Source organism: Telmatospirillum sp. J64-1 (assembly GCF_006980715.1).
In the GTDB taxonomy this organism is placed as follows: Bacteria; Pseudomonadota; Alphaproteobacteria; order Rhodospirillales; family Magnetospirillaceae; genus Oleiliquidispirillum; species Oleiliquidispirillum nitrogeniifigens.
On record NZ_SBHN01000013.1, the window covers coordinates 72,056 to 88,819 of the forward strand.

The following is a 16,764-nucleotide window of genomic DNA, read 5'->3' on the forward strand; positions in this document are numbered from 1 at the left end:
CGGCGATGTGGTGATGGCCGGATACTGGAACAACCCCGCCGCCACCGCCCAGGCCCTGCGTGACGGCTGGCTCTATACCGGCGATGTCGGCCTGTTCGACGAGGAGGGGTTCCTGACGCTCAAGGACCGCTCCAAGGACCTCATCATTTCCGGCGGCAGCAACATCTATCCCCGCGAAGTCGAGGAAGTGCTGCTCCGTCATCCGGCGGTGGCGGAAGCCGCCGTGATCGGTCGCCCCGATCCGGAATGGGGCGAGGAAGTGGTCGCCTTCCTGGTGACCCGCGAAACGGTGACGCCCGAGGAACTCGATGCCCTATGCCTGGCGCAGATCGCCCGCTTCAAGCGGCCGAAGAGCTATCGCTTCGTCGAGGCGCTGCCGAAGAACAACTACGGCAAGGTCCTCAAGACCGCGCTGAGGAACATGCTTGAACAACCAGAAAATTTGGGAGGCTTTCAATGAATTTCCGTGCATTCCTTGGCATGGCGACAGCCCTGTCGCTGGTCACCGGTGCGGCCCAGGCGCTGGAACTGACCGACGGCAAGGTCAAGATCGGCGTTCTGACGGACCTGTCGGGCACCTATTCCGACCTGTCGGGGCGGGGCTCGGTCGAGGCCGCGCGCATGGCCGTCGAGGATTTCGGCGGCCAGATCGGCGGCATGCCGATCGAGGTCGTCTCGGCCGACCACCAGAACAAGGCCGACATTTCCTCCTCCATCGCCCGCAAATGGTATGATGCCGAACAGGTCGATGCCATTTTCGACCTGGTGACCTCGTCGGTCGGCTTGGCGGTGCAGGAAGTGGGCCGCGAGAGCAAGAAGATCGTCGTCAACAACGCCGCCGGTTCCACCGCCCTGACCGGCAAGAACTGCTCGCCCTATGGCGTCCACTATACCTACGACACCTATGCCCTGGCGGTCGGCACCGGCAGCGCCGTGGTGCAGCAGGGCGGCGATTCCTGGTTCTTCGTCACCGCCGACTATGCCTTCGGCCACGACCTGGAAAACACCACCAGCACCGTGGTCAAGCAGGCGGGCGGCGAAGTGAAGGGCGCGGTGCGCCATCCCTTCCCGAATTCCGACTTCTCTTCCTTCCTGCTTCAGGCCCAGGCCTCGGGCGCCAAGGTGATCGGCCTGGCCAATGCCGGTTCGGACACCATCAACGCCATCAAGCAGGCGCGTGAATTCGGCATCGTCCAGGGCGGCCAGAGCCTCGCCGGCCTGCTGCTGTTCATCAGCGACATCCACTCGCTGGGCCTGGACACCGCCCAGGGCCTGCTGCTGACCACCGGCTTCTATTGGGACCGCACCGATGAAAGCCGCGAATGGGCCCAGCGTTTCGCCCAGCGCATGGGCGGCACCATGCCGACCATGGCCCATGCCGGCGTCTATTCCTCGGTCATGCATTACCTGAAGGCCATCGAGGCCGCCGGTACCGATAATTCCGACAAGGTGATGGAGCAGATGCGTGCCACGCCCATCAACGACTTCTTCGCCGAGAACGGCGTGATCCGCGAAGACGGCCGCATGGTCCACGACATGTATCTGGCCCAGGTCAAGACGCCCGAGGAATCCCAGGGTCCCTGGGACTACTACAACATCCTGCGCACCATTCCCGGCGAGGAAGCCTATCGTCCGCTGTCCGAGGAATGCCCGCTGGTGAAGAAGGCGAGCTGACCCTTCCGCGGAAAGGGGCGGGGGGCCGGGTCCTGCCGGTTTCCCGTCCCGCCGGAAGGCTTGGTTTCCTCCGACCATGGAGACGGGCATGAGCACCGATTACGTTATTCAGACCGAAGGGCTGACCAAGGCTTTCAAGGGCTTCGTCGCCGTCAACGACGTGACCATGAAGGTGCGTCGCCACTCGATCCACGCCCTGATCGGCCCCAATGGCGCAGGCAAGACCACCTGCTTCAACCTCTTGACCAAGTTCCTGACGCCGACTCAGGGCAGGATCATCTATAACGGCCGCGACGTCACCCATGCCAAGCCCGCCGACCTGGCGCGCCAAGGCATGGTGCGTTCCTTTCAGATTTCCGCGGTCTTCCCCCATCTGTCGGTGCTCGAGAATGTGCGGGTGGCCTTGCAGCGCAAGCTCGGCACCACCTTCCATTTCTGGCGTTCCGACAAGAGCCTGGACGTGCTCAACGAGCGCGCCCGCGAGCTGATTTCCGCCGTCGGCCTGGACGAATTCGTCGATGTGGCGGCGGGCGAGCTGTCCTATGGCCGCAAGCGCGCCTTGGAAATCGCCACCACGCTGGCGCTGGACCCCGAGATGATGCTGCTCGACGAGCCCATGGCGGGCATGGGGCACGAGGATATCGACCGCATCTCGGACCTGATCAAGAAGGTCTCGGCCAACCGCACCATCCTGATGGTCGAACATCACATGTCGGTGGTCGCCAAGCTGTGCGACACCATCACCGTGCTCCAGCGCGGCGAGATCCTGGCCGAGGGCACCTACGAAGAGGTGTCCAGCAATCCCGAAGTCATCGAAGCCTATATGGGGACCGGCCATGCTTGACACCAACACGTCCGTCCGCCCGTCCCCGGGCGCTGCTGCCGCGCCGGCGCTGCTGGAGGTGGAGAATCTCCAGGCCTGGTACGGCGAATCCCATATCCTGCACGGCATGACCTTCCAGGTCCGCCGGGGCGAGGTGGTGACACTGCTGGGCCGCAACGGCGCGGGCAAGACCACCACCATGAAATCCGTCATGGGCGTGGTCGGCCAGCGCACGGGGTCCGTGCGCTATCAGGGCACCGAGACGATCAGCCTGCCGCCCAACAAGATCGCCCGCCTCGGCGTCGCCTGGTGCCCCGAGGAACGCGGCATCTTCGCCAGCCTGAACGTGCGCGAGAATTTGATGCTGCCGCCCGTGGTCAAGCCCGGCGGCATGAGCCTGGAGGAGGTCTACGACCTGTTTCCGCGCCTGAAGGAACGCGCCACCTCGCAGGGCACCAAGCTGTCGGGCGGCGAGCAGCAGATGCTGGCCATCGCCCGCATCCTGCGCACCGGGGCCGAGATGCTGCTGCTGGACGAACCGACCGAGGGTCTGGCCCCGGTGATCGTGCAGCAGATCGGCACCATCATCCGCCAGCTCAAGGAACGCGGCCTGACGATCTTGCTGGTCGAGCAGAATTTCCGCTTCGCCGCCACCGTCGCCGACCGCCATTACGTGGTCGAGCATGGACAGGTGATCGACGAAATCGCCAATAGCGAGCTGGAGCGCAACCGCGCCAAGCTCGAAGAATATCTGGGGGTCTGACGCCATGGCGGAACTTCTCGGCTTCCCGCCGCAGGTCCTGTTCGGCCAGCTGCTGCTGGGCCTGATCAACGGCGCTTTCTACGCCATCCTGAGCCTCGGCCTGGCGCTGATCTTCGGCCTGCTCAACATCATCAACTTCGCCCATGGCGCGCAATACATGATGGGCGCCTTCTTCGCCTATCTGCTGCTCAACATCCTGGGCATCGGCTATTGGCCGGCGCTGATCCTCGCCCCGCTGCTGGTCGGCGTGACGGGCATCATCATCGAGCGGCTGTTCCTCTCGCGCCTCTATAAGCTGGACCATCTCTACGGCCTGCTGCTGACCTTCGGCCTGGCGCTGATCCTGGAAGGGGTGTTCCGCCACCTCTACGGCGTCTCGGGCCTGCCCTATGCTCAGCCCGCCGCCCTGCAGGGCGGCCAGAATCTGGGCTTCATGTATCTGCCCAATTACCGCGCCTGGGTTGTCGTGGCCTCGGTGGCGGTCTGCCTGGGCACCTGGCTGCTGATCGAGAAGACCAAGCTTGGCGCCTATCTGCGCGCGGCGACGGAAAACCCGACCCTGGTCCAGGCGTTCGGCATCAACGTGCCGGTGATGATCACCCTGACCTATGGCTTCGGCGTCGCCCTGGCCGGTTTCGCGGGCGTTCTGGCCGCGCCGATCTATTCGGTCAATCCGCTGATGGGCTCGAACCTGATCATCATCGTTTTCGCCGTCGTGGTCATCGGCGGCATGGGCTCGATCATGGGCGCGGTGCTGACCGGCTTCGGCCTCGGCATCATCGAGGGCCTGACCAAGGTCTTCTATCCCGAAGCCTCCTCCACCGTGATCTTCGTCATCATGGCCATCGTCCTGCTGATCAAACCGGCGGGCCTGTTCGGGAAGGCGCACTAATATGTCCCAGCTGAACCGCAACATCATCTACGGAATCCTGCTCGCCGGGCTTCTGGTGGCGCCGCTGCTCTTCTATCCGATCTTCCTGATGAAGGTGCTGTGCTTCGCGCTGTTCGCCTGCGCCTTCAACCTGCTGCTCGGCTTCACAGGCCTGCTGTCCTTCGGCCATGCCGCCTTCTTCGGCATGTCGGCCTATGTCACCGCCCATGCCGTCAAGGTCTGGGGCTTGCCGCCCGAGATCGGCATCCTGGCCGGGATGGTGGTGGGGGCTGGCTTGGGCTTGGTCGTCGGCCTCATCGCCATCCGCCGCCAGGGCATCTATTTCGCGATGATCACCCTGGCGCTGGCCCAGATGGTCTTCTTCTTCGCCCTCCAGGCGCCTTTTACCGGCGGCGAGGACGGCCTGCAGGCGGTGCCGCGCGGCCATCTCTTCGGCTTCATCAGCCTCGCCAACAACACGGCCATGTACTATTTCGTGCTGGCGGTCTTCCTGATCGGCTTCCTGCTGATCTGGCGCGTGGTGCATTCGCCCTTCGGCCAGGTGCTGAAGGCCATCCGCGAGAACGAGCAGCGCGCCATTTCGCTGGGCTACAAGGTCGACCAGTACAAGCTGACCGCCTTCGTCATGTCGGCGGCCCTGTCCGGCCTGGCGGGATCGACCAAGTCGCTGGTCTTCCAGCTGGCCTCGCTGACCGACGTGCATTGGCATATGTCGGGCGAGGTGGTGCTGATGACCCTGCTGGGCGGCATGGGCACCCTGTTCGGCCCCGTCGTCGGCGCCTTGCTGGTCGTGTCGATCCAGAACTACTTCGCCACCTTCGGCGCCTTCGTGACCATCATCCAGGGCGTCATCTTCGTCGCCTGTGTGCTGATGTTCCGCCGGGGCATCGTGGGCGAGTTCAACGCCTTCATCTCCCGCCGCCGCAACCAGAAGCGCGAAGCCGAGAAGGCGGTGCCGGGAGGGCATGCGGACAAGCCCGCCGGGCGCACGCCCCCCTCGGCCGGAGCGCCGGAGACGGCATAGGCGGATATCCTTCCCCAGGAGAAAAACCTTGAGGCGGTGCATGCACCGCCTTCTTTTTTGGGCGCCGACCCAAGCGGCGGGGCGGGCCTATCCTTCCGCATTCTCCTTCTTGGCGGCTGGCCCTTATGCCCTGCGGCAATCTGGCCTCCTGCCCCTTGCACTCGCGCGGTTCAGACGTAAAGTGTTGTTAATGAAAGGCTTATCTTGACGCAGGGGGGATGCTTGGGCAGACTTTCCAGGTCCGGGCGCCGATGCCGCCCGTTCATCAAGGCTTCTAGGAATTGATCGCGCCATGACCAAGTCGGAGCTCATCGCCCGCATTGCGGAGCAGAACCCGCATCTCTACCAGCGCGATGTCGAGCGCATCGTCACCACCATCTTCGACGAGATCGCCGGAGCGCTGGCGCGGGGCGATCGTGTTGAATTGCGCGGCTTCGGGGCCTTTTCGGTCAAGCACCGCGACGCCCGCCAGGGACGCAACCCGCGCACCGGCGAGTCGGTGGAAGTGACGGAAAAGGCCATTCCCTTCTTCAAGACCGGCAAGCAGCTGCGCGAGCGGCTGAATACCGGCGGCGACGAGGAGTAGTTCATTGCGTGTCCTGGCCTGGCTGATCGGACTACCCGTTGCCGTGATCGCCATCGTCTTCGCCGTTTCGAACCGGCAGACGACGACGGTCGAGCTGTGGCCGCTACCCTTCACCTTCAGCCTGCCGCTCTTCCTGATCGTGCTGGTGCCGTTCATGGTGGGGCTGCTGGCGGGTGCCGTGATCCTGTGGTTCAGCCAGGGCCGCCGCCGTTCCGCCGCGCGGGCCGACCGCCGCCGCCTGCGCGCCCTGGAACGCGAGAATGAACAACTGAAGGCCAAGGCCGCCACGCTGGTCGAGCCCGGACGTGACGCGGCGGGACGCGAAGTCATCGTCGCCCCGGCGTCCTCCACCCTGGAACATCCTTCGACCGAGGCGCCGCCCTCGTCGGCCCGTCCCCTGAACTGACGATGCAAGGCACCGAGGCGGGGCGCCGTTTCGACGCGGCCGCCCTGGACGGCTTGGCCGGGCAGCCCGCCTTCCTGGCGGCGCTGTCGGCCCGGCTGCAGGCCGCCCTGGCCGAGGGTCAGGACATGCCGGTGCGGCGCGTCCATGTGGAGGCCGGCCCCTCGGATCTGTGTACCCGGCAGGATCCTGTCGACCTCGAAGGGAGCGTCTTCGACGGCCCGGCTTTGGCGCGCCTGCGTGCTTGCGCCGTTTCCCTGCTGGGCGCTTCCTTCCTGGCCCGCCGCGAGGTGGCGCCGATCCTGGTGGTGGGGACGGGGGCACTGGCCACCGCCCTGGCCCGCGCCCATGCCCCGAATGCCTCCGGCGCGGAATTCCTGGTCTGGGGCCGCGATGAGGCCAAGGCCGCCGCCCTGGCGGCGGCGGTGGGCGGCAGGACGGTGTCCGATCTGGCCGCGGCCGTGGGACAAGCGGGACGTATCCTGGTGGCGGCGGGGACGGCCGCGCCGTTGCTTCAGGGGACATGGCTGAAGGCCGGGACCTATGTCGAGCTTGCGGGGGCCAACCGGCCCGATCTGCGCAGCGCCGACGACCAGGCCATGCGGCGCGCGGCGCTGTTCGCCGATGCCCGTCAGGCGGGCCTGCGGCGTGCCGGGGATCTGGCCCAGACGCTGCGCAAGGGCGTTATCGCGCCCGATGCCCTGCGCGCCGACCTGGCCGATCTGGCGCGGGGGCGGCATCCGGGGCGGCAGGACGGCACCCAGATCACCTTCTTCCTTCCCGTCGGCACGGCCTTTGCCGACCATGTGGCCGCGCGAATGGTGATGGAATGGGCCTGACACGAACTTTCATTTACCCTTCCGCATAAAACCGCTGTAACAAGAAGCTTTGACCACCGAAGCGATTACCCGATGCATTCTCCCTCTTCCGCCTCTCCCGTCTTCTGCGCGCTGGATACGACCGATGTCAGCCAAGCTACAGGTTTGGCCCAGCGACTGGCGGGCAGCATCGGCGGCATCAAGCTTGGCTTGGAATTCTTCTGCGCCAACGGCCCGTCCGGGATCGAGGCGGTGGCCGAAAGCGGCCTGCCGCTTTTCCTCGACCTGAAATTCCACGACATTCCCAATACCGTGGCGGGCGCCATGCGTTCGGCCCTGCGGCTGCGCCCCTTCATGACCACGCTGCATGCCTGCGGCGGTACCGAGATGATGCGCGCGGCCTGCGATGAAGCCGCCGAGGCCCAGGCCCGCCAGGGTGGTTCCCGCACCCTGGTCCTGGCCGTGACCGTGCTGACCAGCATGGACCAAGCGGGGCTGGACGGAACGGGCGTGACGGCGTCGGTCGCCGATCAGGTGCGCCGCCTCGCCGCCCTGGCCCAGGACGCCGGTTGCGACGGCGTCATCTGTTCGCCGCGCGAGGCCGCCGATCTGCGCGCCCATTGCGGTCCCGATTTCAAGCTGGTGGTGCCCGGCATCCGTCCGTCCTGGGCCGCCGCCAACGATCAGAAGCGTATCATGACACCGGCGGAAGCCATGGCCGCGGGGGCCGACTACCTGGTCATCGGGCGTCCCATCACCGAGGCGTCCGATCCCGCCGTCGCGGCGCGGCGCATCGCCGAAGAACTGGCGGAGGGCTAGAGACGTGGCTGTCGACGTCAAGATTTGCGGCATTACCAGCGAAGAGGCCATGGCGGCGGCTTATGAAAGCGGTGCGTCCTTCATCGGCATGGTCTTCTATCCACCCTCGCCGCGTTCGGTGACGGTCGAGCGGGCTCAGGAATTGCTGAGCCTGCTGCCGCCCGAGCTGGAGCCGGAGGAACTGGCCCGAGTCGGCCTGTTCGTCGATCCCGAGGACAGCCTGCTCGATTCGGTGATGAATTACGTGCGGCTGGATATCCTGCAATTGCACGGCAAGGAAACACCGGAACGGGTGGAAGCGCTGCGCCAGGAATACGGCCTGCCGGTGATGAAGTCGCTGTCCATCGGCAGTGCCGAGGACCTGGCGCGGGTGGATGAATGGCTGGACGTGGCCGATTGGCTGCTGTTCGACGCCAAGCCGCCGAAAGGTGCGACCCTGCCCGGCGGCAATGCCGCCAGCTTCGACTGGTCGCTGTTGCAGGGCAAGTCCTGGCCGCTGCCCTGGATGCTGGCCGGGGGGCTGAATGTCGGCAATCTGGAACAGGCCGTGCGCCAGAGCGGCGCGCGGATCGTCGATGTTTCCTCGGGCGTCGAGGATGCGCCGGGGGTGAAGAGCCCCGAGAAGATCAAGGCTTTCCTGGATCTGGCGCTGAGTTTGTAATAGAGGGATGGCCCGCCTCGCCCTTCGAGACGACCGCTGCGCGGTCTCCTCAGGGTGAGGCTATTTCCCCCTCATCCTGAGGAGGCCCGCAGGGCCGTCTCGAAGGATGCAAAACCACCGGGTGTTGGGGCCCCGGATTTCATTGAAGGGTGTCCATGACGCATCAGCGGCCTGATCCCGAAATTCCTCAGCGGCTTGCCGCCGACCCGGTCAAATCGGTCTGGGTGGGCGCTTCGGCCGGCACCGGCAAGACCAAGGTGCTGACCGACCGGGTACTGAACCTGCTGCTGGCCGGGACGCCGCCCCATCGCCTGCTCTGCCTGACCTTCACCAAGGCGGCGGCGGCGGAAATGTCCAACCGCATCGCCGCCCGCCTGGCCCGCTGGTCCACCGCGCCCGACGACCAGCTTGCGGACGAGCTGGGTCGCCTGCTGGGCAGCCCGCCTGACGAGGAACGCTGCACCACCGCACGCCGCCTGTTCGCCCAGGTGCTGGACGCGCCGGGCGGCATGAAGATCCAGACCATCCACGCCTTCTGTCAGTCGCTGCTGCGCCGCTTTCCGCTGGAAGCGGGCCTTGCGCCCCATTTCCAGGTGATGGACGACCGCGATGCGGGCGAGTTGCTGGAAGGGGCCAAGGAAGAAGTTCTGATGCGCGCCCGCTCGGGCGAGGACGACCTGCTGGCCAAGGCCCTGGCCGAGGTGACGGGCCATGTCCATGAATCCATGTTTCCCGATTTGATGAACGGTTTGGCCTCGGAACGCGGGCGTCTGCGCCGGATGATCGAGCGGGAAGGCGGGGTGGACGGGCTGATTGCCGCCCTCTACAAGCGCCTGGGACTGGAGCGGGGCGAGACGCCGCAGGCGGTCATCGCGGCGGCCTGCGAGGACAGCGCCTTCGACGCCGGCGGATGCCGCGCCGCGCTGGAGGCCCTGAACCAGGGCAGCAAGACGGATGTCGAACGCGCCGATCTGATGGCGCAATGGCTGGCGGCGCCGGAAGCCCGGGTGGACGGCTGGCGCGACTGGCTGCGTGCCTATCTCACCTCGACCGGCGAGATCCGCAAGACCCTGTGCACCAAGAAGGTCTTGCAGGCCGCGCCCCATGTGGCGGACATCCTGCTGAAGGAGGCCGAGCGGCTGCTGCGGGTCCAGGACCGTTGGCGCGCCGCCGTCACCGCCCAGGCCACTGCCGGGCTGCTACGCCTGGGCGAGGCGCTGCTGGCCTCCTATCAGCGTCACAAGGAAGGGCGGGCGCTGCTGGATTACGACGACCTGATCCTGGCCGCCCGCCGCCTGCTGTCCGCTCCCGGCGTCTCGGCCTGGGTGCTTTACAAGCTCGACGGCGGCATCGATCATGTATTGATCGACGAAGCCCAGGACACCAACCCCGACCAGTGGGCCGTCGTCGCCGCCCTGACCGAGGATTTCTTCGCGGGCCTCAGCGCCAGCGAGACCCTGCGCACGGTCTTCGCCGTGGGCGACGTCAAGCAATCCATCTACAGCTTCCAGCGCGCCGATCCCCGCGAATTCGAGCGGATGCGCCGCAGCTTCGCCGAGCGGCTGAACCTGCTGGGCGATCCACTGCGCCTGGTCGATCTGCAGATTTCCTTTCGCTCCACCCGCGCCGTGCTGGACGTGGTGGACAAGGTCTTCGCCGACGGGACCGGGCGCGATGGCGTGGCCTTCGGCGACGAAAATATCCGCCATATCTCTTGGCGCGACAGCGATGCCGGGCTGGTCGAACTGTGGCCGCCGGTCGAGCCGCGCGCCATCGACGAGCCGGAGGCCTGGAAGCCGCCGATCGAGCGTATCCGGGGGGATTCCCCGCGTACCCGCCTGGCCAAGCTGGTGGCCCGGCGCATCCAGAAGATGGTGGAAGGCGGCGAGCGGCTGGAGTCCAAAAACCGTCCCATCCGCCCCGGCGACATCATGGTGCTGCTGCGCCGCCGTTCGGCCTTCGTGGAAGAACTGGTGCGCGAGCTGAAGACGCTGAAGGTGGAAGTGGCGGGCGTGGACCGCATGGTGCTGACCGAGCAGATGGCGGTCATGGACCTGATGGCGCTGGCCAATTTCCTGCTGCTGCCCGATGACGACCTGACGCTCGCTACCGTGCTGAAGGGGCCGCTGATCGGCTTGAGCGAGGAGGATCTGTTTCGCCTGGCTTATAACCGCCGCGAAAAGCATCTGTGGCAGCGCCTGCGCGAAGAAGGGGCGGAAGGCAACGCTCCCTTCGAGGCGGCTTGGCAGATGCTGTCGGGCCTGCTGGCGCGCGCCGACCGCATGCCGCCCCATGAATTGTTCAACCATGTGCTGACGGCCAAGGACGGGCGGCGCAAGCTGGTCGAGCGCCTGGGTTCGGAAGCCGAGGATGCCATCGACGAATTCCTCGGCCTGACGCTGGCTTATGAACGCGCCCATGTGCCGTCGCTGCAAGGTTTCCTGCATTGGCTGGAGACCGGCCATGTGGAGATCAAGCGCGACCTGGAACAGGGCACGCGCGATGCCGTGCGCATCATGACCGTCCATGGCTCGAAGGGCCTGCAGGCGCCCATCGTCTTCCTGCCCGATACGCTTCAGGCCCCGGCCAAGGCACCGCGCTTCTATTGGCTGGGCGGGCGTGAGGACGAGGTGCTGCTGTGGCCGCCGCGCGCCGAGATGCAAGACGAGGCCTGCCGGGAGGCCAGGGCCGAGGCGGAAAAGGCGCGCGACCAGGAATATCGCCGCCTGCTCTATGTCGCCATGACGCGGGCCGAGGACCGGCTTTATGTCTGCGGCTGGCAGACCCGCAAGGCCGAGCCCGAGGATTGCTGGTACAACCTGATCAAGCGCGCCATGAATGCGTTGGGCGAGGAAGTCGAGGATCCTTTCCTCGCCGAACAGGGCGAGACGGCTACGAATACCCTGCTGCGCCTGTCCTGCCGCCAGGAACGCCAGGTGCCCGAACAGGCGCCGAAGGCCGAGCGTGCGGCCATGGGTGCCGACAGTCTGCCCGCCTGGGCGCTGACCGCGCCGGGGCGCGAGCCCAGCCCGCCGCGTCCGCTGGCGCCGTCCCGTCCCGAAGGCGAGGAACCGCCGGTGCGTTCGCCCCTGGGCGAGGATGACGGCGCGAAATTCCGGCGCGGCCGCCTGGTCCACCGCCTGCTGCAGATCCTGCCCGACTTGCCCAAGCACGAACGCGGCGCGGCCATGGCCCGTTTCCTGGCGAAATCGCCCTGGGGCCTGAGTTTCGGCGAACAGGCGCTGATCGCCACCGAGGTGGCGTCGATCCTGGAGGACCGGACCTTCGCGCCGATCTTCGGTCCCGGATCGCGGGCCGAGGTGCCGGTGGTCGGCATGGTGGGCGAACGTGTGATCTCCGGCCAGGTGGACCGGCTGCTGGTCAGCGATAGCGAAGTCCTGATCATCGACTACAAGACCAACCGCCGCCCGCCGCGCAAGGTGGAGGACGTGCCGGAGCTCTATCTGCGCCAGATGGCGGCCTATCGCATGGCGCTGGCCTGCATCTATCCCGGCCGGGCCATACGCTGCGGCCTGTTATGGACCGACGGCCCCAGCCTGATGCTGCTGGAGAATCATCGCCTGGACGACGCTTTGTCGGGTCTGTTGGACCAGATCGGATAGGGTGTTGGACAGGGGATGGGGCGGATCCTATATCTAGCCGGGTTGGCTGGCCGCTTGACTAGGATTGGGGGGCTCCCTAGAGTCTGACCCCGAACGGGGGCAAGCCGGCTTGACCCCAAGGAATAGCTGAACAGGATTGCCGAAATGAAACAAGTCACCGATGCGTCGTTCGATGCCGACGTCCTGAAGGCTTCGGGGCCGGTCCTGGTGGACTTCTGGGCCGAATGGTGCGGCCCTTGCCGCCAGATTGCCCCGGCGCTGGAGGAACTGTCCACCGAGCTGGGCGATCGCGTCACCGTCGCCAAGATCAATATCGACGAGAATCCGGTGACTCCGGCCAAATACGGCGTGCGCGGCATCCCCACGCTGATGATCTTCAAGGACGGTCAGGTGGCCGCCACCAAGATCGGCGCCCTGCCCAAGAGCAAGCTGTTCGAATGGGTGGAATCCTCCCTCTAAGACGGCTCTCGCTTTCGTCGGAACCCGTCGGCAGAAATGCCGGCGGGTTTTTTGATTCCGGCTCCCCGAAAGGCAGAATATGCCCCCTTACCCCTCCGCGCTCTTCCCCTTCCGGAAGTAGGGGAATATCCTGTCGGAAATTCCATTCGAGGGAGCCTGCCCCATGAAGATAACCCACAAGGCCAAGGCGATGGCCTTTTCCGCCCTGCTCGGTTTCGGTGCCGTCGGTCTTGGCGGCTATGCCTTCACCTCGGCCCCGGCCGCTGCCTCGGATGTGACCGTCTTCAAGTCGCCCTATTGCGGCTGCTGCGGCGATTGGATCAGGCATATGGAAGCCAACGGCTTCAAGGTCACCGCCAAGGATGTCGAAGACTTGGCGCCGATCAAGAAGCAGCATGGCCTGTGGGATGAAGTGGCGTCCTGCCATACCGCCGTCGTTGACGGCTATGTGGTCGAGGGGCATGTCCCGGCCGAGGACGTGAAGCGCCTGCTGGCCGAACGGCACAAGGCCCGCGGCCTCGCCGTGCCCGGGATGCCGCTCGGTTCGCCCGGCATGGAAAGCGCGGTGAAGGAACCCTTCGAGGTGCTGATGATCGGCCTGGACGGCAGCACCAGCGTCTTCGCCCAATACTGAGTCAGTCCGCCGCGATCATCCGGCGCACCAGCCGCAGGAAGGTCTGGGTGCCGGCCAGATAGAGCGGGCCGGGCGGCAGGCTGTCGAGGATCTCGGCCAGGGCAGGGGCGTCGTCATAGCGGACGGCGCCCTTGTTGCGTTCGGGCCACAGGCGTTTGGCCGTTTCGTGGGACAGGAAGCCGCGCTCGCCGGTCAGCTCCACATGGAAGGGCGGCAGGCCTCGGCTTTCCAGTGCGGCCACCACGCCCGTCACATCCTTGTCGTCGGGCAGCGAGACCAAGGCGTGCAGGCCCGGCATCGTCTCCTTCAGGCGGGCCAGGAAATCGAAGTCCAGCGAGGCCGGGGCGATGGCCGCTTCATGGACGATCTCGCGCCCGCGCCAGAGGCAGCGTCCGAAGGACGGCACCGGGGCCAGGGGCACCGGATGGCCCGTCGCCGCCTGGGCCAGGGCGCGATCCAGTTCGTACCAGGCGGGCGCCGCCTCCGCCGGGGGCTGAGCGATGCTTTCCCCCGGAATCCCCAGCCTGTCCGCCCAGGATGCCGCCAGCGGTCCCAGCAGCAGGCGGCGGCTGTTGGCGGCGATGGACAGCTTGTCGCGCGCCACGTCCTCTTCCGTCGGGCCGATCTGGGCCAGATGTTCGGGCAGGATCGAGGTGACGATGGACGTGGCGGAAGGAAACAATCCCGTCTCGTCATGGCGCACGCCGCGCCCGCCTTCGATGACGAAGCGCCGCACACCCTTTTCCTTGAACCAGGCCAGGGCGACGGCCAGGAACAGCCCGAAAGGCGAAAGATATCGTCCCGGCTTCAGGCTGGCGGCGAGGGCGTCCAGGCGCGGTTTCAGGCGGGCATGGACGGCGATGAAGTCTTCTTCCGGGATGGCTTGCCCGTCGATACGGATGCGGTCCAGCGCATGGTCTTCCTCGGGCGAGACCACCAGCCCCACAGGGCCTTCCCCGGCTACCGTCAGCGCCGCCGCCGCCAGACGGCTGACGCTGCCCTTGCCCTTGCTGCCGGTCACCCGGATCACCCTTTCGGCGGGGGGAATCAGCCTCATCTCCGCCAGCAGTTCCATCAGCGGCCTTGGGTCGCGGGTTTCCGAATCGGGACGGCCCGCCAGCAAGGGCTTGGCGGCCAGATAGCCGGAATAGATGTGGTCGAGGCAGGATTGCAGGGTCATCGGGGGGCCTTCTTGGGGGCTGCCGCCCATGCCTGCTTGGGGCCTTGAGGCCCCAAACCCCATTGGTTTTATTCCTTCGTCATTCCGGGCGGAGCGCAGCGCAGACCCGGAATCCAGCCGCCGCCACCGATGGACTCCCGCTTTCGCGGGAGTGACGAGAAACAAGAGAGGGGTTTGGGGCCTCAAGGCCCCAAGCAGGTCCGGGCGGCAGCCCGGAAGTTATCTTTCCAAATCCCGCAGCACTTCACCCACCAGCGCCACCGATCCACAGATCAGGACGCGGCCCGGCTGTTCCTTCGCCAGGATATCGGTCAGGGCGTCCCGCCAAGTGGCAAATTCGGCCGCTTGCAGGCCTTCGTCCCGGGCGGCTTGGGCGATGGCGGCGGCGGGCAGGGAATCGGGATGATGGAAGGTGATGGCGCGCAGCGAGGCGGCTTGACGACCCACCGGCCCGACGAAGGGGCGCGGGTCGCGGGTGTTCAGCATTCCGGCCACCACATGCAGGGGACGGTCGCGCCAGCTTTCGGCCTGGGCGACCAGAACCTGGGCAGCGCCGGGATTGTGGCCGGCATCGAGCCAAATTTCCCAGCCCTCGGGAGCTTGGCCTTCCAGACGTTGCAGGCGTCCCGGCCAATCGATCCGGGTCAGGCCCTGGCCGATATGGTGGACCTGCACATCCAGCGGCATCAGGCGGATGGCGGCGACGGCCACGGCGGCATTGTCGATCTGGTGGGGGCCGGGCAGCGAGGGAATGGGCAGGCGCAGCATCTCGTCGCCTTCCCAATACATCACGCCGTTCTCGGCCATGGCGCCGAAATCATCGACCTGGCGCCAGAGCGGGCAGCCCAGTTCCTCGGCGTGGGTGGCGATCACGGCGGCGGCCTCGGGCTCCTGCCGGGCGACGACGCAGGGAATTCCGGCTTTCAGGATCCCGGCCTTCTCGGCGGCGATGCTGGCGAGGTCGCCACCGAGATATTGCTCGTGATCCATCGAAATGGGGGTGATCACCGTCAGGGCCGGGCTGGCGACCATGTTGGTGGCGTCCAGCCGTCCGCCCAGGCCGGTTTCCAGCAGGCAGACATCGGCGGGCGTGCGGGCGAAGGCCAGGAAGGCCGCCGCCGTGGTGATCTCGAAGAAGGTGATGGGCTGGCCGTCATTGGCGCGCTCGCAGTCTCCCAGTACCTGGACCAGCGCATCTTCGGAAATGATCTCTCCGGCGACACGGATGCGTTCGTGGAAACGCACCAGATGCGGCGAGGTATAGACATGGACGCGCAGGCCGGCGGCTTCGAGCATGGCCCGCATCATCGCGGTGACCGAGCCCTTGCCGTTGGTTCCGGCGATGTGAATGACCGGCGGCAGCTTGTCCTGGGGGCGGTCGAGGGCGTTCAGCAGGCGCTCGACACGCTCCAGGGACAGGTCGATGACCTTGGGATGATACCGGCCCAGCCTCTCGAGAAGCTGGGCCGAGGTCACATCACGGCTGGACATTCTCGTCCCGGGCCGGGCTGTCGGCCTTTTCGGGCAGCGGCAGGACTTCGCCCGCCGGTTTGCGGTTCAGCAGCAGGTCGAGCACGCGGACCAGGGTGGCGCGCAGGTCCTTGCGCGGCACCACCATGTCGACCATGCCGTGGTCGAGCAGGTATTCGGCGCGCTGGAAGCCTTCGGGCAGCTTCTCGCGGATGGTGCTTTCGATAACGCGGGCACCGGCGAAGCCGATGACCGAACCCGGCTCGGCGATCTGGATGTCGCCCAGCATGGCGAAAGAGGCCGAGACGCCGCCGGTGGTCGGGTCGGTCAGCAGCACCACATAGGGCAGGCCCTTTTCCTTGACCTTTTCCACGGCCACGGTGGTGCGGGCCATCTGCATCAGCGACAGGATGCCTTCCTGCATGCGGGCGCCGCCCGAGGCGGGAATGACGATCAGCGGGGCGTCCTGCAACACCGCCAGTTCGGCGGCGGCGACGATGCCTTCGCCCACGGCGATGCCCATCGAGCCGCCCATGAATTCAAAGTTGAAGGCAGCGATGACCACGTTCAGCCCGCCCATGCGGCCATGGGCGACGATGATGGCGTCCTGTTCGCCGGTCTTGGCCTGGGCGTCCTTCATGCGGTCGCCGTAACGCTTCTGGTCGCGGAAGCGCAAGGGATCGGCGGGAGTCTTGGGCAATTCGATGCGCTGGTACTCGCCCCCGTCGAACAGCATCTCCAGGCGCTTCTTGACCGGCAGGCGCATATGATGGCCGCAATGCTGGCAGACGCGCAGATTGGCGTCCAGATCGCGGTGGAAGATCATATGGCCGCAATTGCTGCATTTATGCCAAAGATTCTCGGGCACCTCGCGCGGGCGCACCAGCTTTTGAATCTTGGGCAGGACGGAATTTGTCAGCCAGTTCATTTTGCTC

Annotated in this window: 17 protein-coding genes; 14 read left to right on the plus strand and 3 right to left on the minus strand. The window is 66.3% G+C overall.

What is annotated here, in order from left to right:
* Window positions 1-13 precede the first annotated feature (13 nt).
* The 14 genes from EPD66_RS24820 (at window position 14) to EPD66_RS13530 (ending at window position 13,179) form a co-directional block, all read left to right on the plus strand.
* Entirely contained in the window at window positions 14-460 is a 447-nt protein-coding gene (locus tag EPD66_RS24820; RefSeq protein ID WP_370511882.1) for a class I adenylate-forming enzyme family protein, read from the plus strand.
* Entirely contained in the window at window positions 457-1,674 is a 1,218-nt protein-coding gene (locus tag EPD66_RS13470) for an ABC transporter substrate-binding protein (protein WP_142849032.1), read from the plus strand. Before EPD66_RS24820 ends, EPD66_RS13470 begins: the two co-directional genes overlap by 4 nt.
* An 88-nt stretch (window positions 1,675-1,762) precedes the next feature.
* Window positions 1,763-2,518, plus strand: coding sequence for an ABC transporter ATP-binding protein (locus EPD66_RS13475; protein ID WP_142849033.1), 756 nt, complete (start codon window positions 1,763-1,765; stop codon window positions 2,516-2,518).
* Window positions 2,511-3,260, plus strand: coding sequence for an ABC transporter ATP-binding protein (locus EPD66_RS13480; RefSeq protein ID WP_142849034.1), 750 nt, complete (start codon window positions 2,511-2,513; stop codon window positions 3,258-3,260). The genes EPD66_RS13475 and EPD66_RS13480 overlap by 8 nt, the downstream gene beginning before the upstream one ends.
* Before the next feature lie 4 nt (window positions 3,261-3,264).
* Window positions 3,265-4,152, plus strand: a complete 888-nt coding sequence (locus tag EPD66_RS13485) for a branched-chain amino acid ABC transporter permease (RefSeq protein ID WP_142849035.1) — start codon at window positions 3,265-3,267, stop codon at window positions 4,150-4,152.
* Between the two features lies 1 nt (window position 4,153).
* Window positions 4,154-5,176: a branched-chain amino acid ABC transporter permease gene (locus tag EPD66_RS13490; RefSeq protein ID WP_142849036.1), complete on the plus strand. Its 1,023-nt coding sequence runs from the start codon at window positions 4,154-4,156 to the stop codon at window positions 5,174-5,176.
* Between the two features lie 292 nt (window positions 5,177-5,468).
* Window positions 5,469-5,762, plus strand: coding sequence for an integration host factor subunit beta (gene ihfB / locus EPD66_RS13495; RefSeq protein ID WP_142849037.1), 294 nt, complete (start codon window positions 5,469-5,471; stop codon window positions 5,760-5,762).
* 4 nt (window positions 5,763-5,766) lie between these two features.
* Window positions 5,767-6,168: a lipopolysaccharide assembly protein LapA domain-containing protein gene (locus EPD66_RS13500; RefSeq protein ID WP_185961411.1), complete on the plus strand. Its 402-nt coding sequence runs from the start codon at window positions 5,767-5,769 to the stop codon at window positions 6,166-6,168.
* Between the two features lie 2 nt (window positions 6,169-6,170).
* A complete protein-coding gene (locus EPD66_RS13505) occupies window positions 6,171-7,004 on the plus strand; it encodes a hypothetical protein (RefSeq protein ID WP_142849039.1) in 834 nt (277 codons plus the stop codon).
* A gap of 72 nt (window positions 7,005-7,076) precedes the next feature.
* Window positions 7,077-7,802 (plus strand): orotidine-5'-phosphate decarboxylase, encoded by a 726-nt coding sequence (gene pyrF / locus EPD66_RS13510; RefSeq protein WP_142849040.1) that lies wholly within the window; start codon window positions 7,077-7,079, stop codon window positions 7,800-7,802.
* A 4-nt stretch (window positions 7,803-7,806) separates the two neighbouring features.
* Window positions 7,807-8,463 (plus strand): phosphoribosylanthranilate isomerase, encoded by a 657-nt coding sequence (locus EPD66_RS13515; protein WP_142849041.1) that lies wholly within the window; start codon window positions 7,807-7,809, stop codon window positions 8,461-8,463.
* Window positions 8,464-8,618: 155 nt separating this feature from the next.
* On the plus strand, window positions 8,619-12,086 hold the full coding sequence (addA, locus tag EPD66_RS13520) for a double-strand break repair helicase AddA (RefSeq protein ID WP_142849042.1): 3,468 nt from the start codon (window positions 8,619-8,621) through the stop codon (window positions 12,084-12,086).
* A 144-nt stretch (window positions 12,087-12,230) separates the two neighbouring features.
* Window positions 12,231-12,545, plus strand: a complete 315-nt coding sequence (trxA, locus tag EPD66_RS13525; RefSeq protein ID WP_142849043.1) for a thioredoxin TrxA — start codon at window positions 12,231-12,233, stop codon at window positions 12,543-12,545.
* Window positions 12,546-12,708: 163 nt separating this feature from the next.
* Complete coding sequence (locus EPD66_RS13530) at window positions 12,709-13,179, plus strand: DUF411 domain-containing protein (protein ID WP_255448486.1); 471 nt, start codon at window positions 12,709-12,711, stop codon at window positions 13,177-13,179.
* Window position 13,180: 1 nt separating this feature from the next.
* Here the strand turns inward: EPD66_RS13530 and EPD66_RS13535 are convergent, their stop codons facing one another.
* The 3 genes from EPD66_RS13535 to accD all read right to left on the minus strand — a co-directional run bounded on the left by EPD66_RS13535 (window position 13,181) and on the right by accD (window position 16,757).
* Entirely contained in the window at window positions 13,181-14,359 is a 1,179-nt protein-coding gene (locus EPD66_RS13535; RefSeq protein WP_142849044.1) for a hypothetical protein, read from the minus strand.
* A 219-nt stretch (window positions 14,360-14,578) separates the two neighbouring features.
* Entirely contained in the window at window positions 14,579-15,850 is a 1,272-nt protein-coding gene (locus EPD66_RS13540; protein WP_142849045.1) for a folylpolyglutamate synthase/dihydrofolate synthase family protein, read from the minus strand.
* Window positions 15,837-16,757 (minus strand): acetyl-CoA carboxylase, carboxyltransferase subunit beta, encoded by a 921-nt coding sequence (accD, locus tag EPD66_RS13545; RefSeq protein ID WP_142849046.1) that lies wholly within the window; start codon window positions 16,755-16,757, stop codon window positions 15,837-15,839. The genes EPD66_RS13540 and accD overlap by 14 nt, the downstream gene beginning before the upstream one ends.
* Window positions 16,758-16,764 lie beyond the last annotated feature (7 nt).

Coding starts and splice junctions, on each gene's coding strand:
- EPD66_RS24820 (WP_370511882.1), top strand. CDS start 14: ATGGCCGGATACTGGAACAACCCCGCCGCCACCGCCCAGGCCCTGCGT.
- EPD66_RS13470 (WP_142849032.1), top strand. CDS start 457: ATGAATTTCCGTGCATTCCTTGGCATGGCGACAGCCCTGTCGCTGGTC.
- EPD66_RS13475 (WP_142849033.1), top strand. CDS start 1,763: ATGAGCACCGATTACGTTATTCAGACCGAAGGGCTGACCAAGGCTTTC.
- EPD66_RS13480 (WP_142849034.1), top strand. CDS start 2,511: ATGCTTGACACCAACACGTCCGTCCGCCCGTCCCCGGGCGCTGCTGCC.
- EPD66_RS13485 (WP_142849035.1), top strand. CDS start 3,265: ATGGCGGAACTTCTCGGCTTCCCGCCGCAGGTCCTGTTCGGCCAGCTG.
- EPD66_RS13490 (WP_142849036.1), top strand. CDS start 4,154: ATGTCCCAGCTGAACCGCAACATCATCTACGGAATCCTGCTCGCCGGG.
- ihfB (WP_142849037.1), top strand. CDS start 5,469: ATGACCAAGTCGGAGCTCATCGCCCGCATTGCGGAGCAGAACCCGCAT.
- EPD66_RS13505 (WP_142849039.1), top strand. CDS start 6,171: ATGCAAGGCACCGAGGCGGGGCGCCGTTTCGACGCGGCCGCCCTGGAC.
- pyrF (WP_142849040.1), top strand. CDS start 7,077: ATGCATTCTCCCTCTTCCGCCTCTCCCGTCTTCTGCGCGCTGGATACG.
- addA (WP_142849042.1), top strand. CDS start 8,619: ATGACGCATCAGCGGCCTGATCCCGAAATTCCTCAGCGGCTTGCCGCC.
- trxA (WP_142849043.1), top strand. CDS start 12,231: ATGAAACAAGTCACCGATGCGTCGTTCGATGCCGACGTCCTGAAGGCT.
- EPD66_RS13530 (WP_255448486.1), top strand. CDS start 12,709: ATGAAGATAACCCACAAGGCCAAGGCGATGGCCTTTTCCGCCCTGCTC.
- EPD66_RS13535 (WP_142849044.1), bottom strand. CDS start 14,359: ATGACCCTGCAATCCTGCCTCGACCACATCTATTCCGGCTATCTGGCC.
- EPD66_RS13540 (WP_142849045.1), bottom strand. CDS start 15,850: ATGTCCAGCCGTGATGTGACCTCGGCCCAGCTTCTCGAGAGGCTGGGC.
- accD (WP_142849046.1), bottom strand. CDS start 16,757: ATGAACTGGCTGACAAATTCCGTCCTGCCCAAGATTCAAAAGCTGGTG.